9 protein-coding genes are annotated in these 10242 nt (G+C 73.9%); all 9 read right to left on the reverse strand.

Going from position 1 to position 10242, the window contains the following annotated elements; genetic code table 11:
- Window positions 1-1487: type VI secretion system protein (locus tag GBZ26_RS21790; RefSeq protein ID WP_247884865.1), on the reverse strand; the 1487-nt coding region annotated here is incomplete at its 3' end.
- A 15-nt stretch (window positions 1488-1502) separates the two neighbouring features.
- Window positions 1503-2387, reverse strand: coding sequence for a DotU family type IV/VI secretion system protein (locus GBZ26_RS21795; RefSeq protein ID WP_174440649.1), 885 nt, complete (start codon window positions 2385-2387; stop codon window positions 1503-1505).
- A gap of 8 nt (window positions 2388-2395) precedes the next feature.
- Complete coding sequence (tssK, locus tag GBZ26_RS21800) at window positions 2396-3739, reverse strand: type VI secretion system baseplate subunit TssK (RefSeq protein ID WP_174440650.1); 1344 nt, start codon at window positions 3737-3739, stop codon at window positions 2396-2398.
- 27 nt (window positions 3740-3766) lie between these two features.
- Complete coding sequence (locus GBZ26_RS21805; protein ID WP_174440651.1) at window positions 3767-4216, reverse strand: hypothetical protein; 450 nt, start codon at window positions 4214-4216, stop codon at window positions 3767-3769.
- 5 nt (window positions 4217-4221) lie between these two features.
- Window positions 4222-4986 carry an SPOR domain-containing protein gene (locus tag GBZ26_RS21810; protein WP_174440652.1) on the reverse strand — a complete coding sequence of 255 codons (765 nt, stop codon included), beginning with the start codon at window positions 4984-4986 and terminating at the stop codon, window positions 4222-4224.
- A 217-nt stretch (window positions 4987-5203) separates the two neighbouring features.
- Window positions 5204-5710: an SPOR domain-containing protein gene (locus tag GBZ26_RS21815; RefSeq protein ID WP_174440653.1), complete on the reverse strand. Its 507-nt coding sequence runs from the start codon at window positions 5708-5710 to the stop codon at window positions 5204-5206.
- Window positions 5711-5720: 10 nt separating this feature from the next.
- Window positions 5721-6320, reverse strand: a complete 600-nt coding sequence (locus GBZ26_RS21820; RefSeq protein WP_174440654.1) for a lytic transglycosylase domain-containing protein — start codon at window positions 6318-6320, stop codon at window positions 5721-5723.
- Window positions 6317-8341, reverse strand: coding sequence for a PP2C family protein-serine/threonine phosphatase (locus GBZ26_RS21825; protein ID WP_174440655.1), 2025 nt, complete (start codon window positions 8339-8341; stop codon window positions 6317-6319). Before GBZ26_RS21825 ends, GBZ26_RS21820 begins: the two co-directional genes overlap by 4 nt.
- Window positions 8338-10242, reverse strand: a 1905-nt coding sequence (locus GBZ26_RS30385; protein ID WP_345772056.1) for a hypothetical protein, incomplete at its 5' end; no start/stop codon positions are given. The genes GBZ26_RS30385 and GBZ26_RS21825, both read right to left, overlap by 4 nt.

The raw sequence follows: 10242 nt of genomic DNA on the forward strand, positions 1-10242 counted from the left end.
CGCAGCCGGTCCTCGGCCACGTCGCGCACCGTCGACAGGGCCAGCCGGCGGTAGCCGACGGCCAAGGCCCCCGACACCGAATCCGGAACGCCGCTGATCCACGACGCCGGCAGCGGGTTGAAGGTCCAGTCGGTGGGCAGCATCGTCACGCCCTGAACGAAGCGGGCGGCGGGATCGCCGTAGGCGGCGGTCATCGGCGCCCCGGCCTCGACCGCCGGGCGCTGGTCGGCGAGCTGCTGGAGCCCGCCCGGAATGTCGGCCAGGACCGGCAACAGCCGGTCCGACAGGGTGGAGGCGCGCTGCACGCCCATCCACAGCAGCAGGACCGCGGCCAGCGCGGCGACCCCCGTCCCCACCGGCCAGGAATAGCGGCGCCACGCGCGGGACGCGGCCAGCGCGCGGGTCGGCTTGGGCAGACCGGCCTCGGGGAAGATCTTGCGGTTCAGCAGGTCGCGCCCGAACAGGGCCGCCGCGTCGGGATCGGGGCGGCCCGTGAAGTAGAGGCCGCGGACGTAGAGCGTCTCCTGATAGGCGGTGCGCTTGAAGGCGGTGCCGAGCAGGGCGCGCAAGGCCGCCTCCGTCCCGGTCAGCCGCTCCGTCAGGGCGAACAGCGGCGCGCCGTCCGGCGTGGCCGCGGCGCCGAACACCTCCAGCTCCACCGCCAGCAGCCCGTCCGCCAGCGATTGCAGCGCCTCACCGACGAAATCGGGAGAGAAGGCGGTTTCCAGCGCGTAGGGGCTCGACCAGCCGAGCATCCCGCCGGTCAGCGACGGCGGCAGCGCTTCGGCCAGCGCCGCGAAGCCCGGGGCCTCCTCGCAGCCCGTCACCACCACATAGACCGGCAGGGCGAAGCCGAGCGTGCGCTGGATCTCCCACAGCCGGGCGTACAGCTCCGTCCCGCGCGCAGTGGCGCGGCGCACGTCGTCCAGCTCGGCCAGCGGCACGGTCAGGATCAGCCCGTCGGCGGGCAGCATCGGGCGGCGGCGGCCCAGCAGGTCCAGCACACCGGCCCAGGCGGCGCGGGGATCATCGACGTCGATGACCACCGCCCGGTCGTAGAAGCGCCAGGAGAAGCCGGCGTGCCGCTCGGCGGTCACCGGGGGACGCACCTCGTCCGCGCAGGACAGCAGGCCGGCGTCGTCCGACGCCGCGACGCCGGTGCGCAGGTACCAGGGCACCAGATAGACGTTGCGCGACAGCGTCTCGCGGTAGGCGGCCAGACCATCGCGGAACAGGCGGCGGATGTCGCGGATGGTGACGTCCGGGGCGGTCGCCGCGAGCGCCGGGACCGCCCCGCCCTCCTCCACCGCGGCGTCGGGCGGCGGCAGGGCGGCGGGCTCCGCTGGGGCGGGCGGCGCCGCGCTGCGGGCGCGCAGCAGGATCGCCGCCATCACCGCGATGATCAGCAGGACGAGGACGAGAAGCCCCGCGAAGACCCAGATCTGGTTGCCGGCGATGCCGGACAGGACCGCTGCCAGGAGTTCCATGACCGTCCTCTCCCGTCAGCGGGTCACGCGGACGGATGCCTGAAGCACCGCGTCCGCCGCGTTGGAAAGCTGTGCGGTGGACATCCACCAGAGCGCTTGGCCCAGGACCAGCCACAGCCCGGCGATGGCGCCCAGCACCAGCGGCCAGCGCGGCCCGCGCGCCAGCGTGCGCGCCTTGCCGTCAGTCAGCGTGTAGGCGTAGGCGGCGGGGATCAGCGTCCGCCCGCCGGGGAGCACACCGGCGCCCAGCTCGGACTCGCGGCCGGCGATGAACTCGAACAGGCGGGCGCTGTAGTCGCGCAGGGTGGACTCGCCGCCCGGCACCCGGCAGCGCCCCTTGAAGCCCATGCCGAGCACGCAGAGATAGACCGCCGCCAGCTGGACCAGCCGCCGGTCGTTGCTGGCGAGCAGCGCCTCCATGCGGTCGAACACACGCTCGCCGGCCAGCCGGGTGCGGAACACCGCCTGCTCCAGCAGCACGCTGCGCCACAGCTCCCGCCCGTTCCACTCCACGTCGTGGATGAACAGGTCGTCGGCCAACGCCGCCATGGCGTACTGCGCCTCGCGGTGCTGGCTGATCATCAGGTCGGTGCCGGTGCGCCCGACCTGGACCGCCTGCGCCTCCAGGAAATCCTGAAGGCGGCGGATGATGATCTCGGCGTCGGGCTCCAGCGCCAGGGCCGGCACCGCCGCGGCGGCACCGCGCGGCGCCGGGATCGCCAGGGCGTCCTCGGTCAGGAAGGCCGGCAGACTGTCCGCCGTCTCCCCAGCGGCGCCCTCGGGCTTCGCCGCGGCGGCGGCGGGACGGCCCGCCCCGATCGAGGCGCGGTGCTTCTGGAGTTCCCGCGCGAAGGCGAGGAAGTGATCGACCAGATCCCGGCGGTGCAGCATGGCGGTCATTCCCGGCCTCAGGCGCTGACGAAGAGGGTGATCTCGACGGGGCGGAAGCGGCTGCCCAGCGAGTCCGGATTCCAGATCTCCAGCCGTTCGCCGGGGACGATGTAGCGGGGATCGACCTTGATCTCGAACGGCACCACGCCGCGCGGGGCGGCCACCCCGCCCTCGCCGCTGTCGTCCAGCGCGACTCGCTCGGCCCCCTTGACGCGCAGGCCGGACAGCGTCTCCAGCCGCGAGCGGGAGGCGACGATGCAGTTCTCCATCCAGGCGGCGACCTCGCTGACCGGGGCGGAGGCCGGCCCGCGCACGCCGACGACCAGCCGGCCCTTCAGCCAGGCCTCGTCCATCGGCAGCCCGAACATGCCGTCCTCGAAGGTGAAGGGGATGCGGGCGACGCCCTCCTTCACGCGATCGATCATGCGCAGGATGAAGTCGCGCACCTCGCCGAAGCTCGCCATCGGGTCGTCGTGGTCGTAGCGCGACAGCTTGGCCGGCACGGCACCGCTGGCGAAGGCCGACAGGTGTCCGGCCAGCGTGCACAGCGACATGTAGACGTCGAAGGGGTGGCAGACGCCGACACCGAGCTGCGCTTCCAGCGGCGGCAGGCCGGTGACGAGGCTGCGGATCTCCGTCCGCGCCGCCTCGGCCAGCTCGGTCGCCGGGTTGCCGTTGCCGACACCGGAGCGTTCGGCCAGGAACAACGCCTTCTCGCGCACCCGCCGCACCACCTCCGCCCCCAGCCGGCCGAGCGGCGCGTTGGCGGCGACGGTCAGCGCCGGCGGCACGAAGTCGGTCAGCACGAAGGCGTCGTTGCGGAAGGTCGCCTGCGCGATCGGCATGGAGACGAACTTCTGCGGCGGCTTCTGCGTCGGGCCGGTGGTGGCGAACAGCGCCAGCCGCGGGCGCAGCCGGGCGATGGACAGCTCCTCCCCGCCATGCTGGTCGGCGACCGGTGCGCCCTCGACCGAGACGTAGCGCGGCGTCTCGCCCGGCCCCGGCGCGCGGTCGCCGCGGGCGGCCGGAACGATCAGGTGGATGGTGATCTGCGTCTGCCCCACCGGGTCGGCGTAGGCGGAGATGTCCACCTCCAGCGGCTCGTCGATCCCGGCGCGGTAGTCGACGACGAGGCCGTCGGGCAGGATCGCCTCCAGCTCCCGCACCTGGACCAGCCCGGAGACGAGCTGCACCCGGTCGACCTGGAGATGCACGACGCCCCAATGGAAGGGCCGCGCCTGCCGGACATGATAGGTCAGCTGCCGCTCGTGCCGCAGCGCCTGCTGCTGGAAATGCTGCGGGGCCAGCAGCATCCCGTCGTGCCAGTCGATGGCGTCGGGAATGTCGCGCGCCTCGGTCATGCGGTCCTCACGGAGAAGCAAAGAACATCACGGAACCAGTTCGACATCCTTGTCCCCGGCGGTGAGGGTCAGCGTTCGTGTGTCGGGCACGCGCAGGCGGTGCGGCCCCGGCGTGGAATAGTTGGCGAAGACCAGGATCGCCCAGGCCGGCTCGCCCGGCGGCAGGTCCGTCTTCAGCGTCTGGCCGGGGACCAGCTCCCAGCTCGTCACGCCGAGCGTGGTCGGATGGTCGCGCATGGACTGCTCGCGCTGGCCGAACCACTCCGCGGCGGTCAGCGCCCCCAGCTTGTCCACCAGCGCCTTGTCGCGGACGGCGACGAGGTCGATGGCGACCGGCGTGGTGTCGTTGGCGGCGGGGGCGACCGTGAAGGACACGCTGTCCAGCGCGGCGCGCGGCTTGTCGGCGCACCCCGCGACCATCATCGCCAGCGCCAGCGCGCCGGCCAACCCAATTCCTTTTCCGTTCACCGGAGTCATGGCGTTCAGCGCTCTCCCGCTTCGGCAAGGGTGACGACGGTCCCGGTCACGCCGTTCGCCCGCGTCAGCGCGTCCAGCGCGCGGGCGGCCTCGTCGGCGGCGGCGTAGCGCCCGGTGCGCACGGCGTAGGGGGCGTTGCCGCCCGGCAGCGGCGCGAAGTCGACCGTGCCGCGCACGCCGCGCTGGGCGGCGGCGGCGGCGAAGGACTCCGCGTTGGCCGGGGTGGCGAAGCGCCCGAGTTCGATGGCGTAGTGGCGGACCGGCGCCGCGCCGTCTTCCTTCATCGCGTCCAGCCGGTCGTTCAGCGTGTCCTCGACGATGCCTTCCACGCTGTTGCCGGCGAACTCGGTGACGCGGTAGCCGGTCTTCTCGATGACGTGGGCGGCGGTGCCGGCCATCCAGCCAGGCAGGAAGCGACGGGCCGCGTCCGCGGCGCCGCGGGTCATCGGCTCGGTCGCCGAAATCGCCCGTCCGCGCGCCTCGTCGCTGAAGATGTCCGCCGTTTCGATCACACCCTGGCGGGCCTCGAAGCTGTCCGCGATGTTGCTCCGTGCCATCGCGCCCAGTCCGCCGCCAGCGGCGGGCGCTGCAGCGGTCGTGGCGGCGGCCGTGGCGGCGGGAGCGGAGGCCGACGCCATCGGCGTGTCTCCAGCGCCCGTCAGGATCAGCGCCGCCATCACCGCACCCAGCAGCAGGGCCACGACGGTCAGCACGGCGACGCCGGCGGCCAAAGCCGCCACCTGCCATCGTCCGAGCGTGATCGTGGTCATCGCGGGAATTCCTGGGGAAGAAACCGTCGGATGGACCGCACGCCCCACAGGACGGCGGCCCAGCCTGATAGAAGCATCCCGAAGGCCCAAATCCGCGCGCTGTCTGGTTCGTTCTGGCGTAGTCCCGCGGGGGTTTCACGGCGATGGCCCGGAAGCCCGCCCCATCCTGCGGAGAAGCCCGCAAATCCGGTGGGTTACCCCCTTGGTCCGAACTGGATCATTCGCCGCCGCCGGCCTTCGCGGGCGGAGCGACGGCAAGCGGTTCCTCGACCACCACGCCGCCGATCCCGGCGGTCCGCTCGAAGGACGGGCGGCGCGCCTCCGCCTGCCAGCGGTCGGCGAAGGCGCCGGCGCGCACCCGGTGCCACTGCCCCCCGGCGGCGTCCATGGTCTCGACGATCTCCACCGGAAGGCCCCGCCCGGCCAGAGCCGCCGCGAAGTCCTGGGCGTTCCCGGCGGAGCGGAAGACGCCGAGTTCGATGGAGAAGCGCGCCGTCGCCGCCTTCGCGGTGGCAACCGGACGGACCGGGACGGCGGCCGGAGCAGCCGTCTCCGGCTCCGCCTTCGCCGCCTCCTGCGGCGCGGCGGCGGGTGATGCGTTCGCCTCAGTGGGCGCGGGGTCCTCCGCGCCTCCCGGCACGCTGCCCCCAGCCAGGAAATAGCCCCCCGCGAAGGCCACCAGGAGAAGGAGGAGCGCCAGCACGCCGATCAGAAGTTTCTTCATGGCACCGCGCTCACGATTCCGGGCCGCCGCACAGCCGGCGCATCTCCGCCGTCTCGCGCTGGTAGCCGAGCCGCACCCGCCGGTCGAGCACGAGGCAGAGGTAGGTGTCCTGCGCCGTCGGGTCGCTGGCGTGGTAGCGGCGCACCGCTTCCGTCCAGGAGCCGTGGCGGTCGTACAGCTCCCGCAGGAAGCGGGCGGCGTAGGCGACGTTGACCGCGGGGTCGAGCATATCCTCGCCCCCCGCGAAGGAACCGGCGTGCCAGCGCGTGTGGATCTGCATGCAGCCGACCGCCACGTCGCCGCGCAGGCCGCCCTCGCCGTCCTGCATCAGCCGCAGCGCCTCGCGCCGCGTCGCCGGATAGTGCGGGCGCCCCGAGACGTTCAGCGCCCAGGGCCATGGCATCCCGGCCCGCCCGGACTCCACGACGCTCATGGCGTGCAGGATGCCCGGGGGGATGCCGTAGAGCGCCTCCCCGTTGCGGAGGTAGCGGCTGCACTGGAACAGCGCCGGCCCACCCTCGGACATCGGGGCTACCTCCGCCTCCACCGGCCCGGCGAGCAGGGCGCCTACCAGCGCAAGCGCGCCGGCCAGAATGCCGCGCGCCCTCATGCCCGCACCCGCAGGGCGACGCACAGCCGGTCCACCGCCATCGCGGCGCCGCCGCCATGCTCGGCCAGCCCGGCGGACACCGCCGCGGTGACGCTGTGCGCCGACAGGTCGTCGAGGTTGCCGAGGATGCCGGTCAGCCGCGCCCGCCCGAAGGCGACGCCGAATCGGTTCTCGCCGTCCAGCAGCCCGCCGTTGCACAGCACGAGCGTCGAGGGCACCGGCAGGTCGAGCGCGGTTTCCACCGCCGTCATCGCCGGATCGAGGCCGAGCGGCGGGTTGGCCGCCACCGGCAGGTCCACCACGTCGCCGAAGCGCCGCAGCAGGAAGGGCTCCGGCACGCCCGCGGCGGCGAAGACCAGCCGCCGCGACCGCGGCGACACGATGCCCATGGCGAGGCCGATCGACAGGCCCGCCGCGTTGTCCGCCGCCAGCAGCCGGTTGGCGCCGGTCAGGCAGGCCGCCGGCCCGAGCCCGGCCGCCGCCAGCGTCCGCAGCGCGGCGCGCGCCGTCACCGTCATGAAGCCCGCCGCCAGCCCGCCGCCCGACACCTGCCCGATCAGGACCGCCAGCGACCCGTCCGCCGTCAGGAAGAAATCGTAGAAGCTGCCGTCGAACTCCGCCGCCGGACGCATCAGGCCCGACGCCTCCAGATCGGGGGCCGTGGTCAGGTCGGGCGGCAGGATCGCCGCCTGCATGCGCCGGGCGATCTCGAACTGCTTCTGCAGCTCGACAAGCTCCGTGCGGGTGTCCAGCGCGGACTGTAGCTGGCGGACCATGCCGTCGAGCGCCGTGTGCTGGTCGCGCACACGCTCGGCCATGACCTCGAAGGCGACGGCGAGCGCGCCCGGATCGTCGGTGCGCGCGCAGGGCGTCCGGCCCTCCGACGCGGCCTCGATGCGGGCAAGGTCGGCGAGGAGTTCGCGCCGCCCCTGCTCCGGCAGGGTTTCCGACAGGCGCAGCATCTGGCGGCGGATGAAGGACTGCTGGCGCAGCCAATGACGGGCGCGCCGTTCCTCGGCGTCGCGCAGCGCGCGGCTGCGGCTGCGGAAGACCTCGACGGTACGGGCGAGCTGCCCGGCCTCGTCGGTACGCTCCGCCCCCAGCACGGCGACGCCGGTGTCGCCCGCCGCCAGGGCCGACAGGGCCGACATGGACGCGTAGACCGGTGTGAAGACGCGCCGGAAATACCAATCCAATCCAAGCGTCCCCGCCACCAGCACCATCAGCACCACCAGGATGGCCGAGCTGTCCAGCAGGCTGTCGGCCATGGCGGCCAGCGTGGTCTCGCGCACCGTGACGAGGTACAGCGTGCCGTCCCCCTCCGTGCCGGCCACCTTGGGCAGACGCAGCTTGCGCACGCCGTAGCCGCGGGCGCCGATGGTCGCCTGCACCTCCTCGCCGCGCTCCGCGGCGGGACGCACGTCGGTCCAGGCCAGCGGTCCGGCATGGCCCAACAGCCGGCCATCGCTGCCGACCAGGAAAGCGGAGCCGCCGAGGACGCCGGCCAGCGCCTCCAGGCTGCCGGTCAGCGGACGGATGACGACCAGCGCCCGGTCGGCGGGCCGTTGCGCGCCGAGGGGGCGGGCGAGAAGGAGCTGCGCGGCGCCGCCGGTCAGCACCAGACCGTCCTGCGTGTCGTTGCGGGCCAGCACCTGCCCGATGCGCCGCTCGTCGAGAAGGCGGATCGGCTGGTCGGCCGGCACGGCAAGCAGGGTCTGGCCAGCGCCGTTGACCACCGTCGCCGCGGTGAAGCCCAGCGCGCCGAGCCGTTCCGCCGCCGCGGCGGCGTTGCCGCGCTCCAGGGCATCGATGAGGCGGGGATCGCCCACCGCCACCCGCGCGGCGGCGGCGGACTGGTCGAGCATCCCTTCCCACAGCCGCAGGGCCATCCGCCCCTCGTCCTCGGCGTGGCGGTCGGCTCCGCTCTCGATGCGCAGCAGGGCGAAGACGGCGGCGGTGACGAGAACGGCGAGGACCACCGCGGCGGCGGCCACCGTCATGCGCTGGCGAAGACCGGTCATCGCGCGGCTTCCCCTTCGACCGGAACGCGCCGGCGTGGTGTGGCGTGGCGCCACAGAGCCAGCGCCAGCGGCGGCAGCGCGGCGATCCCGGCGAGCAAGCCGAGGGAAGGCAGCGTTCCGGCGGCCACCACCGTGTTGCTCCCGCCGGACAGCCACAGCACGCCGAGCGTTCCGGCCAGGGTCAACGCAGCGCGGACCGCGGTCAGCCCCCCCCAGTTCCCCGACGCCGCGAATCCCGCGTGGCCGGCGCCAAGCGCCGCGGCGATGCCCAGCGCGACGGCCGTTCCCGGCTCCACCGGGCCGAGCGCCAGGAGCAGCCCGACCGCCGCCGTCGCACTCAGGCTCAGCAGCGCCGCAGCCCCCCGCGGCACCAGCACCGCGACCAGGGCGGCGGCCAGCCAGGCCGGGGTGGCGTGCAGCCAGAAGAGCTCCGCGACCCGGCGGGCGTCCATCGCTCCGCCGTCGGCCCGGCTCAACACCGCCAGGGCCAGCGCTGTGACCAGCCACAGCCCCCAACCCTTGGGACGCAACGTCCCGTCCACCCACCAACGGTCCACCGCCAGCAGAGCGCGAAGCGTCACGCGCGGCAGCGTCAGACCGCTCCGCCGCTCCAGCCGGACGGCGGCCATCAGACCGGCCAATCCGGACAGCACCGCGCCAGCCATCAAAACATTTGGCACGCCACCGCCGAGGCATAGGACCGACAGCCCCGTCCCAACGACCAGACCGCCCGCGGCGGACACCGCCGGCCCGGCGCGCAGGCTTTCCGCGGCGGGACGCGCCGCCTGGAAGGGAAGTGCGGCGAAAACTCCGCCCATCACCGCGCCGACCAGCCAGACCACCACTCCGTCCCCCAGCCCGTTCAGCAGCGCCCAACCACCCAGCGCCAGCGCTCCCGCGACGGGCGCGCGGCGGCCGAGCGCCAGGGCGAGCGGCACCGCCGCGGCCATGCCAAGAAGCACCCCGCCGAGCGCCACACCCGGCGGCAGGTGCCGCGCCGCCATGGCCGCCGCGGCCGCGCCCCCCACACCCGCGCAGAAGGCGGTGGCGTAGGGCAACGACCCGGCGTCCGGCGGGGCCAGCGCGGTCAACCGGTCGGGCGAGAAACGGCCCAGCCGCTCGATCCGCTCGATCAGCGGCGCCACCTCCGCCGCGGCGTCCTTGTTGAAGCTGAGATCGCGCACCTCGGCCAGATAGCTGCGCAGGCGGGCGAAGCGGTCGTTCACGCCGGTCACCACCCGGTTCATCTCGGCCAGCAGGGTGCCGATCAGACTCTGCTCCACCGGCGGGGCGATGCGGTCGTAGGCGGAGCGCGCGAGGTTGGCCTCCAGCGACGCCGCCAGCCGCAGCGGCGCCATCACCTGGGCGTTCAGCATGGTGCGCAGCGCCAGCCCGCCGAGAGCCAGCGCGATGCTCAGCGCCACCGCGAAGTCGATCAGGATGCGCGGCGCGTTGGCCGGCTGCGCCACGGCGCTGCGGCCCAGCAGGACCTCCCCCGCCGTCACCGCGCCCTGGCGGATGGGAAAGCGTTGCAGGACCAGCCCCAGCGCCGACCAATCGGTCTCGGCCGGCACCAGCCGGACCGACAGGTCGGGGCGCGCCGCGTCGGATTTCTGGAACAGCGGGCGCCCGGAGCCATCCACCACCAGGATCAGCTTGATCTCCGGAAAGACCGCGCCGGCCTCGCCCAGATAATCGTCCATCCCGGCCATGCGGTCGAGCGGCAGGCCGAGCGCCAGCGCCTTCTCCAGGTCATGGGCGATGCCCGTCCCGACGATCTCGGCGCGGGAGGCGGTTCCCCGGTCGGCCAGCCCCGCCGCGGCGATCAGCGCCGCCGCCAGCGTGGCGAGCCAGGGCACGACCACCACCACCGCCATCAGCGGGATGAAACGCCGCAGCAC

The sequence above is a fragment of the Azospirillum formosense genome, assembly GCF_013340925.1.
In the GTDB taxonomy this organism is placed as follows: Bacteria; Pseudomonadota; Alphaproteobacteria; order Azospirillales; family Azospirillaceae; genus Azospirillum; species Azospirillum formosense.